This is a genomic window from Bacillus sp. GW821-FHT11D08 (genome assembly GCF_058808515.1).
Genome location: NZ_JBXARS010000006.1, coordinates 243408 through 269265 on the forward strand (window position 1 = coordinate 243408; position 25858 = coordinate 269265).

Here is a 25858-nt window from a genome sequence, read left to right on the forward strand (position 1 = left end):
GAAACGGCAGCAGAACGGAAAAAGCCTTTCTCGTGTCTTTGCCTCATTCATATGACATCATGATATAATCATTGTAAAAATTAAGAAATAATAGGAGGGACATATGAAGACGGTGATTGTGTATGCAAACCCGGATGAGAACAGTTTCAATGCGGCTCTCGTAAAATACGTCGTCATGGCTTTAAAGGACAGCGGCCAAAGCTATACGGTCATTGACTTATACGCCGACCAATTTGATCCCGTGCTGAAGTACGGCGGCGAAAAAAAGCGCTCTGACATGAACCGGGACGCTGAAACGAAGAAATACCGGAAACTGATGAGAGAAGCGGATCATCTCATTTTCATCTACCCGCTGTGGTGGGGAGGCGTTCCGGCGATTATGAAAGGCTTTTTTGACAGAGTGCTTGTCTCCGGAGAAGCCTACACATATGAAAACGGCCGCGTAAAAGGACTGCTCCGGGCAGAGACGGCACAGGTCTTTTATACGGCGGATTCCCCGGGCTGGTACTTAAAGTGGTTCCGGAAAAACTCGGACTGGATTACGCTGAAAAAAGGCATTCTGCAATTTTGCGGCATTCAAAAAGCCGAGCGGAACCTTTTTTCTGTCGTCAAAACGAGCACACCCAAGCTGCGGGAAAAATGGCTGCGCCAAGCATACGCTAAAGTCCGGCGCGCTTGTGAAAAAGGAGCGGCCGCATGCAGATAAAAGAAATTTTCGTAATTCGCTGCCTGTCCTGTTTAAGTGTCGTTCTGCTTCACGTTGTTTCAATGGTGCTGATGATTCAGGAAGAGTCCCTAGCAAGTGCCGCCCATACGGTTGATGCTTTTCGGACCCTGTTGATGTTCAGCACGCCGGCGTTTATCTTTATTTCGGAATTTCTGCTTGCCAGGTCATACCCGGGAGGCGTTCCCGCGGGTTTTTTAAAGAAAAGGGGCAAAGTCATTTTCGTGCCGTTTCTGTTTATTGCCGCGGTGGATGCCATTTTAATGAAAAGCGTGGCGGAAGAAGGAGCCGGATTCGTTTCAGTGATCGGTAAATTTTTAGAAAATGTGTTTTTAGGAAACTTCATCGGCTACTTCATTCTTGTGATCTTTCAATTTTACATTCTCCATATGCTGCTGCACCGCTGGCTGAACAACACATCTCCCGTGTGGGTGCTGTCTGTTTCGTTTATCATCAACGCCGTCTATCTGGCTTACTTTTCCATCTTTCATCCGCCGGCATCATCGGGGCTTGATTCTATTTTTCCGTTCTTTTGGGTTCCGTTTCCGGGCTGGGTGTTTTATTTCTGTCTGGCATTTTATTGCGGAAAGGAATATCCGCGTTTTTTATCGCTCATCAATCAGTACCGTTATGCGGTTTACTTCAGTGCGGCCGTATCGGCAATATTGATTGTGGCCGTTTCATATATCAGCGGCGGCTCCATTTCCTCTAAGCGTCCGGATATTATGATGTACGCGGTCAGTATGATCTTTCTGTGTTTTCATCTGTTTTCAAAGCTCAAAAAAGTGCCCGCGATTGTGATGATGATCAGCAACTATTCGTTTTCAATCTATCTGCTGCACTCCTACTTTTTAATCAGCGGATATCTTCTGGAAGGCTATTTGCGATCAATGCCTTTGCCGGCTGCCATCCTTCTTTTATTTTTGATCTGCACGCTCGGTCCCATTTTCTTATCTTGGGTGTGCAACCATTTCAGATACGGATACCTGTTTGTCGGGAAAGTGTATCAGCCGAAGCAGACCAAAAGAAATACGGCGGCGCATCAAGGCCGCACAGTCTGAAAAAAAGGCGGCGTTTCGGCCGCCTTTTTGATACGGAAGTTGACATAACCTGCAAACGAAACCCCCCGCGGCAAGCCGGAAGCGAATGCCAGGCAAGCAGTATCGGGCAGCCTATCTCTAATTTTAATAGCGCTTTCACTGTAAGGCTGAAGACCCCGCTGCGGCCGTTTTGACGGATGCATTTATGACAACATAACGCCATCGATTTTCTCCCTTGTGAAGACCGATATATTGTATACTTATAGGAAATACTTTCAAAAAAAGTGAAAAAGAGAAAAACTGTGAGCTTGGATGAACGACTAAAAAGGAGCGGGGACATTATGAATGACTGTGTCAAAACATTCGGAGAACTTCCGGCCGAACTTTATTCCTTTGCGGGAGGAAAAGGGAGCATTCTCTCTAAAATGTATCAAAGCGGGTATCCTGTGCCTGAAGGGTTTGTGATTTTGCCGCCTGCCTTTCAGGACGGACAGCTGCGCCATCAGGCGAGAGAGGCTATTGATCAATATGTGAATTCCATCCGCAGCCGCCATGCATCTGCGTTGTTTGCCGTACGCTCATCCGCGCTGAGCGAGGATTCAGCTCAGGCTTCCTTTGCCGGAGAATTCGATACGGTGTTGAATGTCAAAACAGATCAAGACATGTCCAGGGCGATTGATGAAGTCCGCCGATCGGCACAGTCAGAAAGGGTAAAAGCGTACAGCGCCGTTCAGGGAATGGAAGATGAGCATGAAATCGCAATCGTCATCCAGCTGATGATACCGTCTGAGATATCCGGAGTGCTGTTTACCGCAGATCCGATTACGGGGAGCAGGCGGGAGATGACAGGCAATTACGTCTACGGTCTCGGGGAGCAGCTCGTTTCCGGGGAAGCCGATGCCTATTCTTTTAAACTGGCACGGCCTAAGAAAAAATATGACGGCCCCGGGGAATTTCGCAAATATGCGTCAAAGCTCTATAAACTGGCGAAAAAGCTGGAAAAAGATCTTGGAGGGCCGCAGGATATTGAATGGGCCGCCGCGGGCGGGACATTGTATATTCTTCAATCCCGCCCGATTACGACCTTACAGGCCGGAAATCTGGAAACCTATGAATGGAATGATTCTTTCAGCGGTGATTTTTTATGGACAAACACAAATATAGGAGAAGCGATTCCCGATGTGATGACGCCGCTGACATGGTCGCTCCTCCGGAATCTGGATGAAGAGTCGGGCATCATTCCGGGTTATTATGTCTGGTCCGGCAATATTTGCGGAAGAGCCTATAACAATATGAGCCAGCCTCTTTCCGTGCTCGCCGCTTTCGGTCTGAATCCGAAAGGCGGAAAAATAGGAAAAATGATGAGCGATACATTGGGAGAAATCCCGGCGGAAATGAAGATACCTTTATATCCGTTCTCAAAGTATGAACTTTTGAAGATCATCCCGAAAAAACTGAAACCGTATCTGTCGAAAATGAAGCAAGCGAAAAAAAACATGGCCTCCTACTTGGACGAATCGCCCGACTGGTGCCGGAATATTGAGGAAAAGCTGAAACGTGCCGAAACGGAGCAGGCATTATTAGCGATATGGAATGATGAGGTCTATCCGTATTTATGCAACGCGTGGTTTGCGTTAATATCCGGCGGGCGTGATTCTGCGCAATCCTCTTCGTCGTTAACCTCTCAATTAACAAAACTCGCAGGGATAGAAGATGCGAATCTCCTGCTGTCCAATCTAAGGGGAAAAGGCGGACTGGCAAGCCTGGAGCCGATTATCGGCATTGATCAAGTCATGAAAGGCCGTATGAGCGAGGAAGAATATCTCAGGAACCAAGGCCACCGAGGCCCGCATGAATACGAACTTTCCATACCTCATCCGGGAGAAAACCGGGATTGGCTGACGAAGCAGATCAAAGAACACAAGGAGTCGGGTATTGATGCCGAACAACTGCTTTTGAAACAGCAGCGGGCGCATGAACAGGCCTTCCGAAGATTTGAAGAAAAGTTTCCTCATAAGGTCAAATGGCTCAAAGCCAAAATGGAAAAAGCGTCAGGATACGCGAATATGAGAGAAACAACCAGATCCGAATTTGTCAGGGTGTACCGGACAGCCAGAGCATTCGCGCTCAGAGCGGCGGAAATGACCGGCATGAAGGACGATATTTTCTTCTTGTATCTGCATGAAATAACCGATCTGCTCGCGGGGAAAGAGCCGGCGGTTGCGTCGATTCAAGCGAGAAAGCAAAACTATGAAACCTATAAAAAACTGCCGCCGTTCCCATCCGTTATTAACGGAAGATTCAATCCGTTTAAATGGGCTGAGGATCCTGACAGAAGAGCGGATTATTACGATGCTTTTATGCCTGCGGAAACTGATGATGCGCACACTTTAAAAGGTTTCGCGGGAGCGGCCGGGAGAGTGGAGGGCATTGTCCGTGTCCTTGATGTCCCGGAAGACGGGGATTCTTTTGCGTCGGGGGAAATTTTAGTGACGTCGACAACCAATGTAGGCTGGACCCCGCTTTTTCCAAGAGCGGCCGCTATCATAACGGACGTCGGCGCCCCTTTGTCCCACGCGGCGATCGTTGCCCGGGAACTGGGGATTCCTGCCGTTGTCGGGTGCGGAAATGCAACGTCAAAACTGAAAACGGGGGACAGGGTGGCCGTTGACGGCGGGCAAGGCATTGTCCAGCTGGAACCGCGGCAGACTCCGGTCACTTCTGAAGAGGAAAATGGTAAACTGATAGAATAAAAACATGGGAAAGGAGCCGCGTATGAATAAAGCAGTTATTAACGGGGAGCAAATCAGAAGTATGAGCGACCTGCACCAGACATTGAAAAAGGAACTTGCCCTTCCTGAATACTACGGTGAAAACCTTGACGCTTTATGGGATTGTCTGACCGGCTGGGTGGAATACCCCCTCGTTTTAGAATGGAGACAGTTTGAGCAAAGTAAGCAGCTTACAAAAAATGGAGCCGAGAGTGTGCTTCAGGTCTTTCGTGAAGCGAAAGCGGAAGGCTGTGACATCACCATTATACTTTCATAATACGAGCAACGGGAGAGAGACAAAAATGGAAAAACAAACTCTCAGCTATCCGATTGGAGAATATCAGCCGGCTGAATCGATTTCGGCCGGACAGAAACAAGAATGGATCAATGCGCTGGAACACGCTCCGGCCAAACTGAAACAAGCTGTCAGAGCGATGTCGGACAGTCAGCTTGATACGCCGTACCGCGAAGGGGGATGGACTGTCCGCCAAGTGGTTCACCATCTGGCGGACAGCCACATGAACGGCTATACCCGGTTTAAATTGAGCTTAACGGAGAATGAACCGGAAATCCGTCCTTATGATGAAAAAGGCTGGGCCGATCTTCATGATTCCAAAACCGCCGCTTGCGGGGATGCGCTTGAGCTGTTAGCGATCCTGCACAGAAGATGGGCCGCTCTTTTGCGCTCCATGACGGAAGCCCAATTCAAACGGACATACTTCCATCCTGTATCTAAAGAGACGATTACGCTGGAACAAGCGCTAGGACTATATGTCTGGCACTCTGAACATCACATCGCCCATATTACTGAGCTTTCCCGGCGGATGGGCTGGCATCTGTCTTAGAGGATGCCGGCTTTCGGAAAAACGCCAAAACAGCCGCAGATACAATCGTGCATAATGAAATGACGGCGGCTGCCGTATAAAGATGGTGGTAGCCGCTGGCAATGCCCGCTTCAATCGCATCAGAAACCGCTTTTTTGACAGCGGGAACGGGGATTCGGCTTACCTGCTCCTGCAACGAAGAAAGTCCGCCGCCGATATCCGGCGTTTGCGCCTGACCAGCGGGAATGCCGCTTTTCGCTAAACGGTTTTTGATGTCATCTCCGATCCGGTCAAAGCCCGCTGTAATGAAGCCGGCATATAAAGCCGGAGCGAGGGTCAGCCCGACCTGCCTTACGAGTGACAGCGTGCCGAGCGCTGTTCCTTTGTTTTGGCCCGCCGTTTCTGATACAAGCACATTCAGCGGAGCCCCGAGCAGAAATCCGAAACCGATCCCCGCAATGACACTCGCTGTGACAAATTCCCATTTATCCGTCACCCATAACGGAAACAGGATGAAGCCTGCAAATGCGATGGCGCCTGATACAACCGCGGAAAAGACCGGACCTTTTTTATCCGTGATCGCCCCGCCGAGCCACGCTCCGATTCCTGACGCCAACGCGAGCGGCGTCATCCAATAACCCGCTTTCTCCGCCGATACGTGCAAATATTGCTCCGCATAAGAAGGAATAAAAATGACCGCAGCGAGCAGCCCTCCCGATAAAAATCCGATGACGAGCGTCCATTGAAACACTTTATTTTGCAGCAGCGAGTAGGCGAGAATCGGATCGCCCCCTCGGTTTTCAACCCGCTTTTCGACCTTAAGCAGCACCAGAAAGAGAAGTGCAGCTCCCAAAAGATAACCGTACACCTTTACGTTCATTATGCTTTCTGACAGCTTCGCCCCATCGAGATTCGTGATACCGATCATGCAAGATAAGATCGCAAGAGACAGCAGCATTGTGCCGGCGAGGTCAAGCCGTTTCGCCTCAGGCTCTTTCGTTTCAGCGATAAACAAACCGCCGCACACAACCAAAGCGGCGGCAATCGGCAGATTAATCAAGAACAGCCAATGCCACGATCCGGTTACATCAAGCAAAAAGCTCCCGATATTCGGTCCGAGGACGGCCGCCATACCGTTCATCGCCCCTAAAAGCCCGAGAGCTTTCCCCTGTTTCTCCTTCGGAAGCACGGCCAGCACATGCGAACTCCCGATAATAAAAATTCCGCCGCCGCCAAGCGCCTGAATGAGCCGTGCCGCCAAAAACATCGGGAAGCTCTGACTGAGTGCGACAAGCAAAGAGCCGAGTCCGAACAGCCCGACTTCCATCATAAACAGCTTTTTCCGCCCGTATCGGTCCGACAGCTTGCCGACAATCGGCACACTGACACTGAGTCCCAATGTGTAAAGGGTCACTCCCCACGATCCCCATGAAGGAGAAACATCAAAAGAGCTGTTCATCGTCGTCAGAGCAGCGGAAATAATTCCGTTGTCCAGCGCCGCCATGAACACACCGATCGTAAAGAGAGTGATGGCCCGGCTCTGGTTTTTTTCTGTTTGCAATGGCTCCGGCATACTGATCAATCCTCCTGTTTTTAATTCACTTCGAATATATTATTCACTTCAAGTGAATTAAATGTCAAACAAAAAAAGGCCGCCGATACCGGCAGGCCTTTTTCACCTCTATCCCTGTTTGGAAGAATCAAGCGCTCTTGCCAAAATGGCAAGCCCTTGATTGACCGTTTGTTTTTCTTCAGCGGTCAGCGTTTCCAATGAACGCTTCAATTTTACATGTCCTTTTTGATAAAGGCTGCGGAAAATATCTTTCGCGTTTTCCGTTAATTGAACGACGACTGAACGGCGGTCTTCTTCTGACGGAGCGCGTGTAATGAAACATGATTTTTCTAAACGGTCAAGCAGCCCCGTCGTATTTGAAAGGGAAGCGCCCATTTTCTCCGCTATGTCACTCACCTTAAGCGTCCCGTGGTTGTTCAGAAGCATCAGCACTTTCATTTGCGGCATGCTCATATCAAGCTTCATCCACTCCGATACATCGCCGAGCCCCGCCGATGTCATCACTTTCATGTACAGCACCCAAATATCCCGTTCCTCAGGAGAAAAAATATCGCCGCTTAATACTGTTGTATCATGCAGATTATAATCCATCGTCTCACTTCCTCATTTATACTCCTGCATATCATATTACTGATTTTAATCAGAGAAAGAAAGTTGCAGACGAGTTTTGTTTGAATGTGAGGTGGTAGTGTATAATATGTTGGAGATTATTGGGGGAATTATAATAAATAAGCTATTTTATGATGATTGGAGAGAACATTGCTGACTAAAAAGAATGCCTTATCGATATTAAAAGTATTATTTCCTATTGCAGTTTTGCTTTTAGTCATTTATCAGTCCAAAAAGGAATTGACAGACCTTTCTTTTAAACGAACGCTGTACATTATTAACGGGATTGAGCGTTACGATTTATTTATTCTCGTTCTGCTCGGCCTTCTTGCCGTCAGCGCAATGTCCTTTTATGACTTTGTGCTGAAACGGACGCTTCGCCTCAACATTCCGAATTGGAAAGTATTCAGGGTCTCTTTTATCGCCAATTCCTTTAACAATGTCCTTGGATTCGGCGGTCTGGCGGGCGTCGGGCTGCGGACGATGCTTTACAAAGAGCATACGAATGACGTAAAACGCCTTGTCGCAGGCATCGCCTGGCTTACGTCCTCAGCGCTGCTCGGGCTGTCCGTCTTCAGTATGTTGACCATCGCCCGGGTTCTGCCGGTTGGAGAGATTACAGGTGAGAAACCGTGGCTGTGGGCTGTTATCGCCGGAGTGGCGCTTATTGTGCCGGCAGCCTTAATCGCCGCTGGGATCAACAATAAAAAAGCTGGCGCAGAAGACGGTGAAGCAAAACCGAGGCATCCGGTTTTTTCTTACATCGGGGCATCGTTTGCTGAATGGTTTGCGGCGGCTGTCGTCATGTATTATTCCTTGTATGTCATGGGAATTCACGCGGATGTCCGCCATGTATTCGGTGTATTTGCCATTGCCGCTATCGGGGGAATCATCAGTCTTGTGCCGGGAGGATTCGGTTCGTTTGACCTTCTGTTTCTGCTCGGCATGCAGAATATGGGCTTTCCGCAGGAGGCGGTTGTGACATCCATCGTCATCTACCGGATTGTGTATTCATTTATTCCGTTTGTGTTCGGGCTGTTCTTTGCGGCTGGCGATTTAACGGAAAATACGCTTAAACGGCTGGAATCAAATCCGAAGATGGCGCCCGCCGTGGAAACGACGAACGTGCTTCTCGTATTCCAGCGCGCTATCTTAATCAGGGTGCTTTACGGATCGCTGTCGCTTTTGGTTTTCATGGCGGGAGTCGTCGTGCTGGCGTCCGTCGCCCTGCCGATTGACAGGGAGACGGTCATCCCGCATATTCCGCGCCCGGCGCTCCTTGCGTTTAACGCGTTATCGTTAAGCGCGGCTTTGATTCTTTTAATCCTGCCGATTGAATTATACAAACGGACGAAACGTTCTTATTCAATGGCGGTTGCCGCGCTGGTCGGCGGTTTTGTGTTCAGTTTCTTAAAAGGATTGAACATCAGCGCGATCTTTATTCTGCCTGTCGTCATCGTATTGCTTGTGCTGTTAAAGCGGCAGTTTATCAGAGAGCAGGCTTCGTATACGCTCGGCCAGATGATTTTTGCGGCCGCTCTGTTTATTATCGCCTTGTTTAACTACAATCTCATTGCCGGCTTTATTTGGGATAAAATGAATCGGCTCTTGCGTCACGACTATTTCGTCCATAACAATTCGCACATTACATATGCCACGATGACGGCCATTATTGTTGTGCCGCTGTTTTTCCTTTTGTTTACGTTCTTTTATCATAAAAGATCGAAGCCGATCGGAGAAGAGGCCGATCCTGAACGGCTGAAGTCCTTTTTGGCGGAAGAAGGCGGAAATGCGCTCAGCCATCTCGGCTTTCTCGGGGATAAGCGGTTTTATTTCTCAAGCGACGGCAAAGCGCTTTTATTGTTCAGCCAGATTTCCAGAAGGCTTGTCGTGCTCGGTGATCCGTCAGGACAGAGAGACTCTTTTCCGCTTGTGATTGAGGAATTTCTGAATGAAGCGCATAAGCAGGGGCTGAGTGTCATGTTTTATCAGATCGAACGTGAAGATCTGGCGCTGTACCATGACTTCGGCTATAACTTCTTCAAGCTTGGAGAAGAAGCGTTCGTGGATATGGAGGCCTTTACGCTCTCAGGTAAGAAAAAAGCGGGGCTGCGGGCGATTAACAACAAATTTGACCGCGAAGGCTACACATTTCATGTCGGGGAACCGCCGTTTTCCTCCGAGTTTATCGCCAAGCTGAAAGACATTTCGGACGAATGGCTCGGACCGAAAAAAGAGAAAGGCTTTTCCCTCGGTTTCTTCGACCGGGATTATTTGGAACAGGCGCCGATTGCTTACGTGAAAGACGCGGAAGGGGAGATCATCGCTTTTGCCAACCTGATGCCGATGTATCAGGAAGGCGAGATATCCGTCGACTTGATGCGTTATCGGAAAAGCGCGCCGAACGGTATTATGGACGCGCTTTTCATCCGGCTGTTTCTCTGGGCGCAGGAAAAAGGCTATACTACCTTCAATATGGGCATGGCGCCTTTGTCAAACGTAGGTACGGCTTTTACATCTTTCTGGTCGGAAAGAATCGCGGCCGTCATCTTCAACAACGTCCGGTATATGTACAGCTTCAGCGGGCTGCGGGCCTTTAAAGAAAAATACAAACCGGAGTGGCGCGGGAAATACTTGGCGTACCGCAAAAACAGATCGCTGTCCGTCACGATGATCCTCGTCACCCGCCTGATCGGAAAAACCAAAAAAAGACGCCGTTAAAAGGCGTCTTTTTTTTTGAATAATTGACTAAAAATTCTAATTTCGCTCTGTTATACTGAATAACATGATTATAAGGTGAAAGGAAGGCTGATGAATGAAACAGGCAACCGTGTTTAAATATGAAGCGTTTTCCGATATTCCGGATTTGGGAAATCCCGCGGGAATCGTCTTTAACGGAGATGATTATTCAGATGAAGAGATGCAGATGATCGCCGAAATGGCAGGGTACAACGAAACCTCATTTCTCTGTAAAAGCGGAGAAGCCGATCTGCGCATCCGCTATTTTACACCCGGCCACGAAATGAATTTATGCGGACATGCTACCGTCGCCTCTCTTTACGCATTAATTGAAAAGGGAAGGCTTCAGGCTGATCAGACATATCAAATTGAAACAAAAGCCGGCATTCTTCCCGCAAAAGCCGCTGAACGAAACGGCCGGGTATACATCACACTCGATCAGGCTCCCCCGCAATTTCTGCCGTTTACGGGCGACAAAGAAAAGCTTGCGGCCTCGCTCGGGATTACGGCTGAGGATTTTCACAGCGGGCTGCCGATTGTCTACGGATCAACGGGGATCTGGACACTGATTGTTCCGCTGAGATCACTTAAAGCATCACGGAATATGGTGCCGGACAACGCACAATTCCCCGCTATTTTGCGCGATCTTCCGAAAGCGAGCGTTCATCCGTTTTCTCTCGAAACCGTTCATCCGGAAAGTGATCTGCACGGACGCCATTTTTCTTCCCCTTTCTCCGGAACGACCGAAGATCCCGTCACGGGAACCGCTTCAGGCGTCATGGCAGCCTATATGCGGCAATACGGAGGCTCCGAAGCCGAATGCCTCACGATTGAACAAGGCCAGGAAATCGGGAAAGACGGAAAAGTGGAAATCAGGATCACGGAGGAAAACGGAGAGATGAACATCAAGATGACGGGAACGGCCGTGTATGCCGAAACAATCAATTTTCAGCTTCCGTAACGGTTTACAAAAGCCGGTCGTATCCGTTATATTATAAATGATAATCATTTTCATTTGGATAGGAAGGTGAATCGGCATGCCGAAAACCGAACAATTACAGCAAAACGAAAGTCTTGCACATACAATCAGAAACAGAAGATCCATCCGGTCGTTTAAACCGGAAACCGTACCTTCTGAAGTCATATTAGATATGCTTGAAACGGCCGTTTACGCACCGAACCACAGACTGACGGAGCCATGGCGTTTTATCTACGCAGCAAGCGAAGCGGGAAAAGCAAAGCTTGCGGACAGCTACGTCTCATTTTTCAAAAAGATAAAAGATGATTTCAACGAGGAAAAAGAGCGGAACATGAGAAAAAACCTCAGCGCCGTTCCGGGATTTTTGCTGGTCGTCTTAAAAGAAGATGAAAATGAATTTACGAGAAACGATGATTTCGCGGCGCTGAGCGGCATGATTCAAAACCTTCAGCTTCTCGCACATGAAAACGGCATCGGCATGGTCTGGAAAAGCGGCCGCATTATGTATGACAAACAGGTGCACCAAGACTTCGGCCTTGCTGACAATGAGCGCTTTGCCGCCATCATTCAAACGGGCTATCCTGATGAACAGCCTAAGGCGAAAGAACGGACGCCGGCAAAAAGCCTGTTTACCGAACTGTAAAAAAAATCCCCGTCTCTATACAGAGGCGGGGATTTCGTATTAGCGGGTTTTGCTTTTAGCTCTGTTGTCAGCGGCTTTCATCCGCGCCTGCGCTTCACGGTCAGCGGAATCAGCAAGCTCGCTTGAATATTCCTCATATGTGCCGTCTGTTTCGCGTTTCAAAGCATCCGGAACTTGAGGAAGTTTTTGTTTGTTTTTATCACGGTTTTTGTGAGTATGATTTCTGCCCATATCAATCGCCCCCTGAAAAAAGTGATATCAAACAAACATAGTATCTGTCCAATCCCGATCTTTATTCAGTTTATTTCCGTTTGGCTGCTCTTTCCGCTTTTTTGAATTCACCGGAATAAAGGACTTCCTGCATTTTTTTCAGATTGGCTCCCTGCTGATGTTTTTCGCGCTTCTTTTCCATAAAAGAAGACCCTCCTTCAAAACAGAATACCAATAGGATTGGCTTTTATTTCCGTTTTTATGCAGATAAGAGATCCTTTAAAGCCAAATCAAGTTCTTCATACGTAAATTGAAAACCGGATGTCAGCGCCTGCTTAGGCAGGGCGCGCTGGCCTTTTACGATCAGCAGGCTCATTTCTCCCAAGGCCTTCTCCAGAAAAAGTTCCGGTACGGGAATCCAATGGGGGCGGTGCAGGACGCCTGCGATCGTTTTTCCAAATTGCTTCATTTCCACGGGGTTCGGCGATGTTACATTCATGGGACCGGACAAGTCATCATGCTCCGCCGCATAAGCGATAAGTTCCGCGGCATCATCGACATGAACCCATGACAGCCACTGCCGTCCAGAGCCGATGGTGCCGCCGGCTAACAGCTTATAAGGGAGAACCATGAGCGGCAGGGCGCCTTTTTCACCGAGCATCACCCCGAATCTGGCATATACCGTCCGGATGCCGAGCGCTTCAATTTTCTGGCCTTCACGTTCCCATATATGAGCCGTATGACTGAGAAAGTCTTCATTTGACGTATCGGACTGTTCGGTGAACGTTTTCTCTGTACTTGTGCCGTAAATGCCGACGGCGCTTGCCTGAATTAAAGCCCGGGGTTTTTTCGGCTGCTGCTTCATAATCCGTCTGACTTCTCTCGTCGCTTCTACCCGGCTTGAGATGATTTGTTCCTTCGTTGTGTCCGTCCAGCGGTCAAAGATGGATTTGCCGGCGAGGTTCACCCATACATCAATAGGGGGAAGCTCGCGCTCAGGCGCCGCGTTTTCGGCCAGCCATTGAACATATGTCACATTTTTTTGTTCGGTTTCTCTCTGTTTTCTTGATAAAATATAGACATGATGTCCCCGGCGGGTAAACACACCTGTCAGATGCCGGCCCAGAAAACCAGTGCCGCCTGTCATCGCGATATTCATATCCATCTCTCCTTACACGTTGATACATATACTGTACCTCATTTGCCAAAAAGAAAAACGCCTGAACATCGGGGCGGGAAAGGAGACCGGGATGCCGTTTATTACAAAAATATCGACCCAAAAGAAAAATACCGAGCGCTTCAACATCTTTCTTGATGAGAAATATGCATTCAGCGTCGACGCCGACGTGCTTGTGCGTTTTGACCTGAAAAAAGGGAAAGAACTGGACGAGCTTGACATTCTTGAAATCCAGTACGGCGATGACGTGAAAAAAGCCTTTAACCGCGCCGTAGAATTTTTATCATACCGGATGCGCTCTGAAAAAGAAGTCCGGGATCATCTGAAGAAAAAAGAAACACCGGACATCGTCATTTCTGAAGTCATCCATAAACTGTACGATTACCGCTACTTAAATGACAAAGAATTTGCCGAAGCCTATGCGAGCACCCACAAAAAAACAAACGGCAAAGGCCCTGACGTCCTGTTCCGCGAGCTGAAAGCGAAAGGAATAGACGACGATACCATCAAGGAGACGCTCAGTGCGTTTACATTTGATGAGCAGATACAAGAAGCGCTGAAACATATCGGCAAAATCCTCAAAAAAGACAAAAAGCTGTCCACAAAAGAGATCAGACAGCGGGCGCAGATGCAGCTTCAGCGAAAAGGTTTCCCTTTCGACGTCATCAATGCCGCTCTGGAGCAGACGGAGTATGAAAATGATGATGAAGCCGAGATGGAAGCTCTGAAGGCTCATGCGGAAAAAGCGATCAGGAAATACCGCTATGACGGCAGCTATGAAAGCGGAATGAAGGTTAAACAGTACTTATTCAGAAAAGGATTCTCGATTGACGATATTGATCAATTTTTGCAGGAAGAGGAGTAAACTGAAATGGACAAACGATACAGTCAAATGACGCCTCATGAACTACAGACAGAAATTGCGGGACTGACGGAAAAAGCGCGAAAAGCGGAACAGATGGGCATTGTAAATGAACTGGCCGTGCTTGAACGGAAAATTACGATGGCCAAAGCTTACATGCTGAACCCGGAAGACTTTCGGCCCGGCGGGGTGTATCAGATAGAAGGTTCTGATGACACTTTCCGCATTGATTACATCAACGGCGTATTCGCCTGGGGACACAGATCTTCCCCGTCTGACGGGGAAGAAGCACTGCCGATTTCCGTTTTAAAAGAAAAAAAATAACAAAAGAGGCCGGTTCCGGCCTCTTTTTCTTTTCGGGCACATTCGTTTCATACTTTCAGTAAAAAATGATTGAATTCATTTTTGATATCTTTTAAGATGGAATTCGTTGTTTTTTAAATAAAAAGGAGGCGATTTGCGTTGAATATCAAAATGAAACAGCCATCTGTGAAATTAATGATTTTTGTTTTAATGATTTGCACATTTTCCATCGGGTATACGGAATATGCTGTCATGGGTATTCTGACGTCGATTGCCGATGACTTTCATATACATGTATCTTCAGCGGGCATGCTTGTTACGGCGTACGCGGCAAGCGTCTGCCTGACGGGCCCGATCGTAACCATTATCGCGGTTAAGCTGCCGAGAAAGCCGGTGCTGCTAGGATTGATGGGCATCTTCGTCCTTGCCAACCTGATGAGCGTCTTTGCGCCAAACTTCGCCGTGCTGGCGATTTCCAGAATTTTATCCGCATCCATCCACGGAGCTTTTTTTGCGATCGCCATGGTGTTTGCGAGTGAAATGGTGCCGCCTGAAAAACGTTCCGCCGCCGCCGCTTCCATGAACGGCGGATTAACCGTGGCGCTGATGCTCGGTGTCCCGTTCGGCTCTTATTTAGGAGATGCCCTTAACTGGCGGGCCGTCTTTTTCATTATTTCCGTTTTAGGCATGATCGGGCTGATCGGACTGATGCTGGTCGTACCGAACCGGAAACCGAAAGTGATTCCGATGCTGATGAATGAATGGAGTGTCTTTAAGCATAAGCAAGTGATTTTTTCCTTTGCGATCACCATTCTCGGCTACTCAGGCGTATTTATCGCTTACACGTTTATTGAGCCGATTTTAAGAGATTCAGCGGGGTTCGGCACAGTCGGCATCACAGGCGCATTATTTGCCTACGGTCTCGGCGGAGTGGCGGGGAATTTCTTCGCGGGGAAAGTGCCGCTCAAACTGCTGACACGCACGATGATCGGTGTGATGATCGGCTTGATCGGCGTCTTGGCGATTTTTCCTTATATCGCCGTTTTTCCAGCCGCCGCGGTTTCAGCGACATTTTTATTCGGCGCATGTGCGTTCGGCACGCCGCCGCTTTTGCAGACCAAGGTTATTTCTTCCTCTGAAAACGGCACGACAATCGCCGCTGCGGTGAGCGTTTCCGCCTTTAACCTGGCAAACGCGCTCGGCGCCTGGATCGGCGGATTGATTCTCGGGGGAACGGGATCTTACTCATGGCTGTTTGCCGGCGGTGCGCTGATGACGGCTCTCGGCCTTGTGCTTTCCACGTTCGCTCATCTGTCTGAGAAGAAAGATGTTTATGATTACCAAGTGCATAAAGGGTAACAAAAAGCTTGCAGGGGATATTCCGCCTGCAAGCTTTTTTCAGTGCTTCAATGTAATGCTGATCACCGTATGTTTATCACTCTCAGCTAAGGACATATTCCGGGTTTCCGGTACTCCGTCTTTTTCAAAAACGACGGCATAGGTTCCTTTCGCGCCGCTTTTCCATGCAATCTCGCCGTGGTGATCAGTCTTGCCTATTATCTCTCCGCGGTCTATATTCGGCTGATGATCTGACTCCGCCGCTTTCATCACGGTGACCGTCACACCGGCCGCCGGTGAACCGTCTGCATCCTCAACATGGAGCGTAACGGGCAATGCTTTTTTGGCGGCGGAATCATTCGCTTTGCCGCATCCGCATAAAACGGCCGCCGCGAGAAAGAAAACAAAAGCTTTATTGATTTGACCAATATTGAATGTTGTCGAATACACTGTTTGTCACCCTTGTTCCCAGATTGTAAGACGACCCGCCGTTTGTATGAATCGCAATGGCGGTCTGGCCGGTGTCGCTGTAATTGCGGTAAACGGGCGATCCGCTCTGGCAGCCGTACGTATCTGTCGTATAAGTGAGTTTATATGTCTCGGCAGAACGAATCGGCTTGCTGTCCGACCACATGGAACCGGACACTTTGTCGCACGGATATCCTGTCACGGTTGAGGAAAGCCCGGCCGGACTGGAACTGTTGGTCGTCCGGTAGCCGTACCAGCCGACAGTATTCCCGGGCGACCCGTTTACTTTGATTGCCCCGTAGTCGTAGTTTGTGTCACCGTTTTCTGTCCACCCTTTGACACTGTAGAATGTCTTGCCTGAATAAGAGCCGTACGGGTACGATGATCCGTTGCGGCCCGGAGCTGCCGTAATTTTAGATGCCCAGCCGTTTTTCTGGTCATACACGCAATGTCCCGCCGTAACGATCGTGTCGGCATTGACAAAAAAACCGGTGCATCCGTAGGTGCTTGTGCTGCCGCTGTATGTAACGGTCAGCTGTGCTGTCGCTCGATATGGAAATGATGTTGTAGGAGAAATTCTGATTCGTTCGTCTGTCCCAATAATACTGGAAGGCTTTAATGACTTGATGTCAGCTTTGCTGTTTTGTGCAAGCTGTCTTTTGGTGAGGCCCGTTCCTTCATAAGCGGGGGATGTCTGTGTTGTTTGTACAGGCTGATTCTGATTTGCGTCAAACTCCTCACCGCTGTTTGATACAGATGTCTGCGGGCTGCCCGCTGCTTCAGCTGAAACAGCAAATAATGAAACTGACAGTAAGAATGCGGTAAGGCTCAGCAATCGTTGTGAAACTGTCTTCATTTTATAAAACCCCTCCTTTTTTGTCTACCGGTTTTCGTTTTAACATTTAACATATTATGGAATTTATTTAGCGTTATGACCGCAAAAGGATGTTTTTTTCCGCAAAAAAAAGACCGGGTCATTCCCGGTCTCTTACGGTGTGTGTTATCGTCTGCCTGAAGCTCTCATGCGCTCTTGCGGGTGCGAATTAATTGAACCGTCCGCCCGTTTAGAAGCGTAGTCATCCTTTGCCCGCGGTTCGCCTTCAAACTTATTATTGTTCTGATTAGGAAATCCTTTTGCCTTGTTCCGGACCATTTGTTTTCCCCCTCGGCCAATATCAAAAGGTTGCGCCTTCTGGACTGAAGACGTAAAGTTAGTATATGCCTGTGACAAGCTGCGTAAAAGCAGCAGGTTTTCCCAAGGAAAGGAGACAGAGACATGAATACATATATCGACAAACTGACGAATTTGCTGCTTGAGAAAAATGACATGCTCAGCTATTTGCAAGCGCGAACTTGGGTTGAGCTTTTATGGGGAGATTTCGAAGCGACTTACGCAAAAGCCGGCCGCCCGTATCAAGGAGAGCAAATGACGGAACGCGTGGTCAAGGAATGGATCGAATCATACGGCAGCAAGCTCCATATGTTCCAGAGCGTACGGGAAGACGTTTCTCATTATTTGGATCAAAGCAGGGGTCTCCTGCATTAACATAGCAGTTCGCCCGCCGGATACCGTCCGGCGGTTTTTTCTTTTTATAAAAGAAATAGGAAAATCATGTTTGACGGCCCGCGGAATGTGGAAATGTGTAATAACTTATAAAATAGCGGGGAGGAACCACAATGAACATGAAAAAGGGGTTAACCGCATTTATTCCGGCCGCAGGACTTTGCTTATTTTTAGCCGCAGGCACCGTTTTTTTTGATCCGGCAGCGAATGCCGCAGCAGTTCAGCAGACAAAAATAGACACCGCAGCAGATACATATATCGTGAAAGCAGGAGAACTTAACGTCCGCAAAGAACCAAATAAACAAGGGTCGATTATCGGCACGCTTCGTTCAGAGGATTCCGTAAAGGTTAAACGGCTTCAAGGAGCAGATTGGGCTGAGATTGACTACAAAGGGCACAAAGCCTATATTTCCACGCATTTTCTGATGAAGCAGCCGGTGAAGGCGGTGACGGCGAAACAAACCGCTTTTTATACGCCGACTTTGGAAACCGGCAAAAAAGGGTCCGTTAAAGCGGGTGAAACCGTCAATGTGCTCGGCTGGGGGTTCAGCCATGACGGAGGGTTTGACCGTAAATGGGCGTACGTCACATACGGCGGGAAAGCAGGTTATGTGAAAACGGCCGACTTAACTCAAAAATAAAGATTCAGGCAGGCGAATGAGCCTGCTTTTTTTCTGAAACCTTCCGCCTTTCCTTTCGTAAAAGATGAAAAGGAGAGTGAGGGATATGATAATGGTGATCGGCGGCCTTCTGATGGCTGCGGCCGGCATTTTAGTCACATTTTTTCCGCCGAAGTCGATCAACAGCCTGTACGGATATCGGACGAAGCGCTCTATGGCGGATGAGTCGCAGTGGAAAGAAGGCAATCGATTCAGTGCGCTTCTCATGATTTTGTTCGGCCTTATATCGGCGGCAGCTGGATTTGCGGGCAGCCTGCTTATCCGGCTGACTCAGCCGTTCGCCCTGATCGTTCAGGCCGTATTATTGATTGCGATCAGCGTACTGATCATCGTCTTAACAGAAAGAAGATTGAAACAAACGGGGAGGAGAATCGATGAATGACATTACGTTTCACATGATCGAAACAAACGGAGTGACGCTGCACACGGCTTCAACCGGTCCGAAAGACGGTCCTTTGGCGGTGCTGCTGCACGGGTTTCCGGAATTCTGGTACGGCTGGAAGAGCCAGATCAAACCGCTGGCGGATGCCGGATACCATGTTGTCGTGCCTGATCAGCGCGGCTATAATCTCAGTGACAAACCGGAGGGCATTGAAAACTATACCATTGATACGCTCAGAGACGACATTATCGGGCTGATCACTCATTTTACAGATGACAAAGCCGTCGTCATCGGCCACGATTGGGGAGGAGCCGTGGCCTGGCATTTAGCATCCACGCGGCCGCAATACGTTGAAAAATTGATCACGGTCAATATCCCGCACCCGGCGGTTATGCGGAAGGTCACACCGTTCTACCCGCCGCAGTGGAAGAAAAGCTCTTATATCGCTTTCTTTCAGCTGCCGGAAAAGCCGGAACGGAGATTGTCTGAAGACAATTACCGCGTATTGGATCACGCGATCGGCTTATCCGAACGACCGGCGCTTTTTTCACGGGAAGATGTCGACAGCTACAAAGAAGCTTGGGGCAGAAAAGGAGCGCTCACGGCGATGCTGAACTGGTACCGGGCGATCAGAGCCGGCGGTTTAGGCCCTGCCGTTCCGCTTAAAATGCCCGTTCCGTACCGATTAATATGGGGCGTCAATGACCAAGCGCTGAGCAAAAAGCTCGCCAAGGAAACAAAACGGATGATTCCAAACGGCGACTTAATCTTCATAGATGATGCCTCACATTGGGTCATTCACGAAAAACCGCGCATCGTCAGCCATTTGATTCATGAATACCTTCAGCAATAAAGTCTGTCCCGCGTACAGACTTTTTCTTTTTTTTCTCATATCTGCCGAAAAACATGACAAAATATAAACCATATGCAGAAAAAATTTTCTTTCCCTGTAACAAAAAAATGGTTTAAACGTCATTAAAAAAAGGAAAAGCCTTACTGAAGTTTTGCGGACAATTCCTTTAAGGCCGTCCTAAAAAAAGAATAATACAAAGAAGGTGCCTTCATGAAACAAAGGTTAATCTCAATTATTATTCCGTCTTACAATGAAGGGAACAACGTCAAGCTCATTCATGAATCTTTAAAAAAAGAGTTTCAGACGATTCATTATGACTATGAAATTTTCTACATCAATGACGGAAGCGCGGATGACACCCTTCAGCAGATTAAAGAACTGGCCGCCAGAAACCATCGCGTCAAATACATATCTTTTTCCCGCAACTTCGGGAAAGAAGCGGCCATTTTGGCAGGATTTGAACACGTGCAGGGCGAAGCGGTAATCGTGATGGACGCCGATCTGCAGCATCCGACCCATCTGCTGAAAGACTTCATTCAAGGCTATGAAGAAGGGTATGACCAAGTCATCGCGCAGCGCAACCGAAAAGGGGACAGCCCCGTGCGTTCCGTGCTTTCTTCCCTGTATTATAAATTTATCAACAAAGCCGTCGAAGTGGACCTGCGTGACGGGGTCGGAGATTTCCGCCTGCTGAGCCGGCAGGCCGTTGATGCCCTTTTGAAGCTGAGTGAAGGAAACCGTTTCTCGAAAGGGCTGTTCTGCTGGATCGGGTTTGACCAGAAAATCGTATTTTATGAAAATGTCGAAAGGAAGAACGGCACGTCCAAATGGTCATTCAGCAATCTGTTCAACTACGGAATGGACGGTGTCGTCTCCTTCAACAACAAGCCCCTTAGGGTATGCTTTTTCACCGGTATTCTGATATTGCTTTTGTCGATGGTTTATATTGTAACGACCTTTGTTCATATTCTGACACACGGCGTGTCCGTACCCGGATACTTCACCATTATTTCCGCCGTGCTGTTTTTAGGGGGCATCCAGCTTTTGAGTCTCGGCATCATCGGAGAATACATCGGCCGGATTTACTATGAAACAAAAAAACGCCCGCACTATTTAATTAAAGAAGCGAATATAACGTACGGAGAACAAAATGAAACGAATTATACAAAAAAGCGCAAGTGGAACCATTAAACAGCCGCCGCTGTGCGCAGGGTCTGGGGACGTTGTATGAAAAAAAATAAATGGATCTTGCCGGCAGCCTGTGTGCTGGCTGCGGCAGCCGCTCATATTTTTTTCTTAAAAGAGTGGTCGCAAGGCCGCTATATGACGGGGTCTGGAGACGGGATCGCCCAAATGGCGGTCTTCAAAAAGCTGCTGTTTGATCAATATATGAACGGCAGGCTGTTTTACAGCTATTCGTTCGGACTGGGCGGGGGCGTGTACAGTCAGCTCGGCTATTATTTCTCTACTTCTTTTCTATTCCTGTTTATCTCCGCCGCTGTCCGCTTTTTGCAGCTTATTCAGCTGACGGGTGAGGCTGATGCGCTGTTTTGGGCGCAGGCCTCCGTTTTTATCAGCATCGCCAAGCAGAGTTTGATCATATTCACGGCGGCGTGTGTGTTCCGTTATTTCGTCAAACGGCCGGTGCCCGCTTTTGCCGGCGCCGTGTTGTACGGGGTCTCGATTATCTACTTCCGGCATGAGGTGTATTGGGACTTTTTCACTGACAGTATGGTGTGGCTGCCGCTGCTCGTGCTCGGCGCGGAAAAAATCATCAGGGAAAAAAAGCCGGCGTGGTTTATCTTCGCCTGTGCGCTGACATTGATCAACAACTTTTATTTTGCGTATATTAATCTGATTTTCATCGGCGTTTATATCTTATTCAGGTGGATGATCCCCCTTGAAGGCAATGAGGCGAAAAGGCTCACTCAATGCAGGATATTTATTCTGTCGGGTCTTCTCGGGTTCGGCATAAGCGCAGTTTCCTTTATTCCTGTCGTATACGGGTACCTTCATAATCTGCGGCCGCCGTATTCAGAGCATATTGCATGGCTTGATTTTTCCGACAATATTTTATTTTCTAGCCGGATTATCATCCTGCCGGCGGCTTTTTTGCTTTTTCTATTTACATTTACTTTATACAAAAATCGCTTGTTCCGTCTGTTTGCGGGAATCAGTCTGCTGTATATTCTGTTTCACTTCAGTCCGTTCGCGGCAAGTGCCTTTAACGGTTTTTCAGCTCCGCAGAACAGGTTTGAATACGTCCTGTGCTTCACGATTGCCGGAACGGTTTCAGCCGGGCTTTCTAAGCTTTCAGACATCAGCATGAAGAGTATGCTGATGTCCGCCGTACTCGTCGTTCTGCTCTATTGGAGCCAGGTGAGGCGGTACAGTCTGGATATTTCTGATCACGCCAACCTGCCCGTCATCCTTCTTCTGGTGCTGAGCATAGCCGCTTTCTTTGCAGCAAAGACAAGACTGAAAGGCGCGGTGCCCGCCGTCTATGCCGTCATTTTGCTTACGGCTGTGCTTACGGCTAATACATATGAAAAATATGCTTTATCAGAAGGCGGGAAGATTTATACGGTATCGCATACCTTTATGACGGGTGCTGACTATAAAGGCAAAGAGCAATCAGAGCTCATTCAGCGTCTGAAAGAAAAAGACCCTGATCCGTTTGCCCGTTTAGATTGGATGAACGGTGTTTTCAATAACACCCCGATCATATACGGGTTCAACGGATTCAGCGTATACTCAAGCATACTGAACCGCAATCTGCTGTCCTTTTACTGGAACGACCTCCAGATTGACATGGGCAGAGAAAGCGTCAGCCGCTATGCGACATTAGGAAACAGGGCTAATTTATACAGCCTGCTTTACGGAAAATATTATATGACGGAAAAAACAAACGAGGCCGGCGTGCCGTACGGGTTCAAAAAAATCATGGAATCAACCCATTATGCGGTTTATCAAAATCAATATATGCTTCCGTTCGTACGGACAGCCGATCGCGTATATAACGAGGGCGGCCTGAAAAAAGCGCCCGCCCTTGCCAGGGAACGGGCAATGCTTGACGGGATCGTCATGGAATCAAGCACAACCAACACGAAAAAAGCGCCTGAGGCGAAAAATATGATCGGCCATGCAGAGGTAGCGGCCGAACATGGCGATTATCATAACGGCATCCTGACGGTAAACGAAGACGGCGGCGGCCTGATCATTACGCCGCAAGCCGCTAAGATGGACGGCGGCGATTATTACGTCAGCTTTTATTTGAAGAATAAAGCGAAGGACCAGGGCTTTACATTAAAAGTGAACGATTACACGACAACGAGAAAATCGAATCAATCCATTTACAAAACAGGTGTCAACGATCTTACTGTCAGAGTGCCGAAAACAAAAAACATCCAAATCCATCTGCCGAAAGGATCGTATCAGCTTGACAGACTGGCGCTTTATGAAGAACGATACGATACGCTGAAAAGCGCATACCGAAAAGCGGAAAAAGAACCGCGGGTCGATCTAAGCTGGCGCGGAAATACGCTTCATATCTCGTATGATAACAAAACCCGCGCGCCGTATATCATGCTTCCGATTCCATATGAAAAAGGCTGGGAGCTGAAGATAAACGGCAGAAAAGAGCAGATTGAAAAAGCGGATTATTCCTTCATCGGATTTAAAGCGCAAAAAGGAAAAAACGATATTCAATTAACGTATTACCCGCCGTTTTTTAAACCCGCGGCCGCTCTATCGGTGATCAGCCTCGTGTTTGCCGCTATATATGTGAGAAGACAAAAAAAGCCCGGCTCTTAAACAGAGCCGAGCTTTAATTTTTTCTGCAATTTTTCCTCGCTGAAAATCCAGCCCGTGTAAGAAGAGAGAAGCTCTAAATCATGACTGAGATGGACGATGGCGACAAAAGGATAGTGGCCTTTGCTCCGGTAGCGCAAATCAATAAAGCGCACCTCATAATGATCTTTAAAGGTATCGACCTCCCACCTGTAAACGGGGGAAAATGAAAGAAAGGCTGCAATATTTTCGTCCTGTTTCGCGGCCTTCATCACATCGGTTTCCGGAACGGGCACGCGGTTGAATGTATCCAATATCACGACATGGCCGTCAAGGCTTCTGCCGACATAAAAGGCATGCGCCGTCGTCACGGCGATACGCCACTGCCTGAATTTCATCGTCGGCGAAATAATGATGGTTTCAATCTCCTCTTCAATCATTTCGCGCAGCCTTCGCTTTATCCGCAGCTGCATCAAAAACCGGACGGCGTAATATCCTGCGAGGATGATATAAAGCATCAGAAATGTCACGCCCGGATGACCTCCGATATACCACACGGCAATCGCGGCCAAATGGCTGACGAAAATAAACGGATCAAAGGTATTGATTAAACCGAGAGCGATCCATTTTCTCGAAAACGGGCGGATGGCCTGCGTGCCGTACGCGTTAAAAATGTCAACAAACACATGCAAAACGACAGCGAGAAGCGTCCACAGCCACAGGTGCAAAAAGTTCGCTTCCGGATAAAACATAAACAAAATACCCGGAATCAGAACGGACCAAAATAAAACGGCGGGAATGGAGTGCGTGAACCCTCTATGATTTCGAATATAAACGGCATTATTTTTCAGCTTTAATATGGTATCAATATCAGGTGCCTGAGAGCCGGCAAGAGCGGCGATCATAACTGCCTGAGACATGGGGGTGTGCATGCCGACGGCAGGATCAAGAGTTGCGATTCCGCCAAGCGCGATACCCATGACAACGTGAGTGCCAGTATCCATTGTTGACCTCCTAGCAGGCGTTAACAATCAGTCGCCCGCATATTTCGCATTATAAGATATTCCCCATTTTCTGTTTGCCCAATCATGGCGTTTATCCGCCGTTCTCATATGTTTCCGCTTTTTCTTTATCACTATTTAATGTAACATATTATCGTAACGTGCCCTAAGTTTACACCAAAATACGGTGTCAAGAAAAGCGGAACCCGAAACATCTGAGGAGAAGATATGAACGCACTTGAAGAAAAAATGAAACAAAAAGATATAGACAAATTTCGCGAGGACTTAATTACATGGTTCGAAAGAGAACAGAGAATTCTGCCGTGGAGAGAAAATCAGGACCCGTATCGGGTGTGGGTGTCAGAGGTGATGCTGCAGCAGACGCGCGTAGAAACCGTTATCCCTTATTTCCGGCGGTTTGTTGAGCAATTTCCGACCGTTTCGGCGCTCGCTGAAGCCGATGAGGAAAAAGTGCTCAAAGCCTGGGAAGGGCTAGGTTATTACTCCCGTGTAAGAAATCTGCAAAGTGCCGTAAAAGAAGTGCATGAGCGGTACGGGGGAGTCGTCCCTGCCGAAGAAAAGGAATTTGGCGGACTGAAAGGCGTCGGCCCTTATACAAAAGGCGCCGTGCTCAGCATCGCATACAACAAACCGATTCCCGCCGTAGACGGCAATGTGATGCGTGTCATGTCGAGAATTCTTTCCATATGGGACGATATCGCAAAACCTAAAACGAGAACCATTTTCGAACAGGCGGTATCCGCTTTCATTTCTCATGAAAAACCATCTGAATTCAATCAGGGTTTAATGGAGCTCGGCGCAATCATCTGCACCCCGAAATCGCCGTCCTGCCTGCTTTGCCCCGTACAAAAGCACTGCTCGGCATTTGCGGAAGGGACAGAGCGGGAGCTGCCCGTTAAAAGCAAAAAGAAAAAGCCTGGAATAAAAACAATGGCAGCCGTTGTGCTGACAGACGATCAAGGCGATGTCTATATTCATAAACGGCCGCCAAAAGGCTTGCTCGCCAACTTGTGGGAGTTTCCGAATACCGAAACCCAGAAAGGAATCAAAACCGAAAGAGAGCAGCTTGAAGCCTATTTAGAAAAAGAGATGGGAACAACCGCTGAAATCGGGGAGCTGGAAGGCATCGTAGAACATGTTTTCACCCATCTCGTCTGGAATATTTCGGTCTTTTTCGGTAAAGTAAAACAAGTGTCGGATACAACGGAATTTATACGGGTCACAAAAGAGGAGCTCGAGGAATACGCATTTCCCGTTTCCCATCAAAAGATATGGAAAATGGCGGAAGAAAGCGGCCGCCTGTAAAAA

27 protein-coding genes are annotated in these 25858 nt (G+C 48.2%); 18 read left to right on the plus strand and 9 right to left on the minus strand.

From position 1 onward, the window contains the following. Positions 1-103: 103 nt before the first annotated feature. The 5 genes from AC1RRX_RS14075 (at position 104) to bstA (ending at position 5380) form a co-directional block, all read left to right on the plus strand. Positions 104-706 (plus strand): NAD(P)H-dependent oxidoreductase, encoded by a 603-nt coding sequence (locus AC1RRX_RS14075; RefSeq protein ID WP_144464547.1) that lies wholly within the window; start codon positions 104-106, stop codon positions 704-706. Beyond that, the gene (locus AC1RRX_RS14080; RefSeq protein ID WP_144464545.1) at positions 697-1785 is read left to right on the plus strand and encodes an acyltransferase family protein; all 1089 of its coding nucleotides are present in this window, start codon (positions 697-699) and stop codon (positions 1783-1785) included. The genes AC1RRX_RS14075 and AC1RRX_RS14080 overlap by 10 nt, the downstream gene beginning before the upstream one ends. Before the next feature lie 320 nt (positions 1786-2105). Beyond that, entirely contained in the window at positions 2106-4517 is a 2412-nt protein-coding gene (locus AC1RRX_RS14085; RefSeq protein WP_144464543.1) for a PEP/pyruvate-binding domain-containing protein, read from the plus strand. 22 nt (positions 4518-4539) lie between these two features. Next, positions 4540-4812, plus strand: a complete 273-nt coding sequence (locus AC1RRX_RS14090) for a ribonuclease inhibitor Barstar (RefSeq protein ID WP_033575012.1) — start codon at positions 4540-4542, stop codon at positions 4810-4812. A gap of 25 nt (positions 4813-4837) precedes the next feature. After that, complete coding sequence (gene bstA / locus AC1RRX_RS14095; protein WP_144464541.1) at positions 4838-5380, plus strand: bacillithiol transferase BstA; 543 nt, start codon at positions 4838-4840, stop codon at positions 5378-5380. Here bstA and AC1RRX_RS14100 read toward each other — a convergent pair. Next, the gene (locus AC1RRX_RS14100) at positions 5340-6932 is read right to left on the minus strand and encodes an MFS transporter (RefSeq protein WP_144464539.1); all 1593 of its coding nucleotides are present in this window, start codon (positions 6930-6932) and stop codon (positions 5340-5342) included. The genes bstA and AC1RRX_RS14100 overlap by 41 nt on opposite strands. 108 nt (positions 6933-7040) lie before the next feature. After that, complete coding sequence (locus AC1RRX_RS14105; protein ID WP_012117110.1) at positions 7041-7523, minus strand: MarR family transcriptional regulator; 483 nt, start codon at positions 7521-7523, stop codon at positions 7041-7043. A gap of 168 nt (positions 7524-7691) precedes the next feature. On the opposite strand from AC1RRX_RS14105, the gene mprF reads away from it, so the two are divergent. The 3 genes from mprF to AC1RRX_RS14120 all read left to right on the plus strand — a co-directional run bounded on the left by mprF (position 7692) and on the right by AC1RRX_RS14120 (position 11902). Next, positions 7692-10262, plus strand: a complete 2571-nt coding sequence (gene mprF / locus AC1RRX_RS14110) for a bifunctional lysylphosphatidylglycerol flippase/synthetase MprF (RefSeq protein WP_094032652.1) — start codon at positions 7692-7694, stop codon at positions 10260-10262. Positions 10263-10356: 94 nt separating this feature from the next. After that, the gene (locus AC1RRX_RS14115; RefSeq protein ID WP_094032653.1) at positions 10357-11241 is read left to right on the plus strand and encodes a PhzF family phenazine biosynthesis isomerase; all 885 of its coding nucleotides are present in this window, start codon (positions 10357-10359) and stop codon (positions 11239-11241) included. A 76-nt stretch (positions 11242-11317) separates the two neighbouring features. Next, positions 11318-11902 carry a nitroreductase family protein gene (locus AC1RRX_RS14120; protein WP_007408549.1) on the plus strand — a complete coding sequence of 195 codons (585 nt, stop codon included), beginning with the start codon at positions 11318-11320 and terminating at the stop codon, positions 11900-11902. Positions 11903-11941: 39 nt separating this feature from the next. On the opposite strand, the gene AC1RRX_RS14125 is transcribed toward AC1RRX_RS14120, so the two are convergent. The 3 genes from AC1RRX_RS14125 to AC1RRX_RS14135 form a co-directional block, all read right to left on the minus strand. Then, a complete protein-coding gene (locus tag AC1RRX_RS14125; RefSeq protein WP_003155508.1) occupies positions 11942-12133 on the minus strand; it encodes a YfhD family protein in 192 nt (63 codons plus the stop codon). A 70-nt stretch (positions 12134-12203) separates the two neighbouring features. Further along, the gene (locus AC1RRX_RS14130) at positions 12204-12314 is read right to left on the minus strand and encodes a YfhE family protein (protein ID WP_003155504.1); all 111 of its coding nucleotides are present in this window, start codon (positions 12312-12314) and stop codon (positions 12204-12206) included. Positions 12315-12371: 57 nt separating this feature from the next. Further along, the gene (locus tag AC1RRX_RS14135) at positions 12372-13271 is read right to left on the minus strand and encodes a TIGR01777 family oxidoreductase (protein ID WP_094032654.1); all 900 of its coding nucleotides are present in this window, start codon (positions 13269-13271) and stop codon (positions 12372-12374) included. Between the two features lie 91 nt (positions 13272-13362). On the opposite strand from AC1RRX_RS14135, the gene recX reads away from it, so the two are divergent. The 3 genes from recX (at position 13363) to AC1RRX_RS14150 (ending at position 15813) form a co-directional block, all read left to right on the plus strand. Beyond that, positions 13363-14154 carry a recombination regulator RecX gene (recX, locus tag AC1RRX_RS14140; RefSeq protein WP_094032655.1) on the plus strand — a complete coding sequence of 264 codons (792 nt, stop codon included), beginning with the start codon at positions 13363-13365 and terminating at the stop codon, positions 14152-14154. Between the two features lie 6 nt (positions 14155-14160). Further along, positions 14161-14475 carry a YfhH family protein gene (locus AC1RRX_RS14145; protein WP_007408553.1) on the plus strand — a complete coding sequence of 105 codons (315 nt, stop codon included), beginning with the start codon at positions 14161-14163 and terminating at the stop codon, positions 14473-14475. Between the two features lie 144 nt (positions 14476-14619). Continuing rightward, positions 14620-15813: an MFS transporter gene (locus AC1RRX_RS14150; protein WP_076982912.1), complete on the plus strand. Its 1194-nt coding sequence runs from the start codon at positions 14620-14622 to the stop codon at positions 15811-15813. A gap of 39 nt (positions 15814-15852) precedes the next feature. Here AC1RRX_RS14150 and AC1RRX_RS14155 read toward each other — a convergent pair whose 3' ends face one another. The 3 genes from AC1RRX_RS14155 to AC1RRX_RS14165 all read right to left on the minus strand — a co-directional run bounded on the left by AC1RRX_RS14155 (position 15853) and on the right by AC1RRX_RS14165 (position 17413). Continuing rightward, on the minus strand, positions 15853-16242 hold the full coding sequence (locus AC1RRX_RS14155) for a DUF2606 family protein (protein WP_007408555.1): 390 nt from the start codon (positions 16240-16242) through the stop codon (positions 15853-15855). Then, positions 16205-17116, minus strand: coding sequence for a trypsin-like serine peptidase (locus tag AC1RRX_RS14160; protein ID WP_007408556.1), 912 nt, complete (start codon positions 17114-17116; stop codon positions 16205-16207). The genes AC1RRX_RS14155 and AC1RRX_RS14160 overlap by 38 nt, the downstream gene beginning before the upstream one ends. A 144-nt stretch (positions 17117-17260) precedes the next feature. Next, a complete protein-coding gene (locus AC1RRX_RS14165) occupies positions 17261-17413 on the minus strand; it encodes a small, acid-soluble spore protein K (protein ID WP_003155495.1) in 153 nt (50 codons plus the stop codon). Between the two features lie 123 nt (positions 17414-17536). Here AC1RRX_RS14165 and AC1RRX_RS14170 point away from each other — a divergent pair, with 123 nt between their 5' ends. The 6 genes from AC1RRX_RS14170 (at position 17537) to AC1RRX_RS14195 (ending at position 23552) form a co-directional block, all read left to right on the plus strand. Next, positions 17537-17806 (plus strand): YfhJ family protein, encoded by a 270-nt coding sequence (locus AC1RRX_RS14170; protein WP_003155492.1) that lies wholly within the window; start codon positions 17537-17539, stop codon positions 17804-17806. 131 nt (positions 17807-17937) lie between these two features. Beyond that, on the plus strand, positions 17938-18465 hold the full coding sequence (locus AC1RRX_RS14175) for an SH3 domain-containing protein (protein WP_007408557.1): 528 nt from the start codon (positions 17938-17940) through the stop codon (positions 18463-18465). 85 nt (positions 18466-18550) lie between these two features. Beyond that, entirely contained in the window at positions 18551-18886 is a 336-nt protein-coding gene (locus AC1RRX_RS14180; RefSeq protein WP_007408558.1) for an SdpI family protein, read from the plus strand. Then, complete coding sequence (locus AC1RRX_RS14185; protein ID WP_144464537.1) at positions 18879-19739, plus strand: alpha/beta fold hydrolase; 861 nt, start codon at positions 18879-18881, stop codon at positions 19737-19739. Before AC1RRX_RS14180 ends, AC1RRX_RS14185 begins: the two co-directional genes overlap by 8 nt. A 210-nt stretch (positions 19740-19949) precedes the next feature. Then, entirely contained in the window at positions 19950-20930 is a 981-nt protein-coding gene (locus AC1RRX_RS14190; protein WP_003155484.1) for a glycosyltransferase family 2 protein, read from the plus strand. 36 nt (positions 20931-20966) lie between these two features. Beyond that, positions 20967-23552: a YfhO family protein gene (locus tag AC1RRX_RS14195; protein ID WP_144464535.1), complete on the plus strand. Its 2586-nt coding sequence runs from the start codon at positions 20967-20969 to the stop codon at positions 23550-23552. On the opposite strand, the gene AC1RRX_RS14200 is transcribed toward AC1RRX_RS14195, so the two are convergent. Beyond that, positions 23549-24532: a metal-dependent hydrolase gene (locus tag AC1RRX_RS14200; protein WP_003155481.1), complete on the minus strand. Its 984-nt coding sequence runs from the start codon at positions 24530-24532 to the stop codon at positions 23549-23551. The genes AC1RRX_RS14195 and AC1RRX_RS14200 overlap by 4 nt on opposite strands. A gap of 225 nt (positions 24533-24757) precedes the next feature. On the opposite strand from AC1RRX_RS14200, the gene mutY reads away from it, so the two are divergent. Continuing rightward, entirely contained in the window at positions 24758-25855 is a 1098-nt protein-coding gene (gene mutY, locus AC1RRX_RS14205) for an A/G-specific adenine glycosylase (RefSeq protein WP_012117124.1), read from the plus strand. Positions 25856-25858 lie beyond the last annotated feature (3 nt).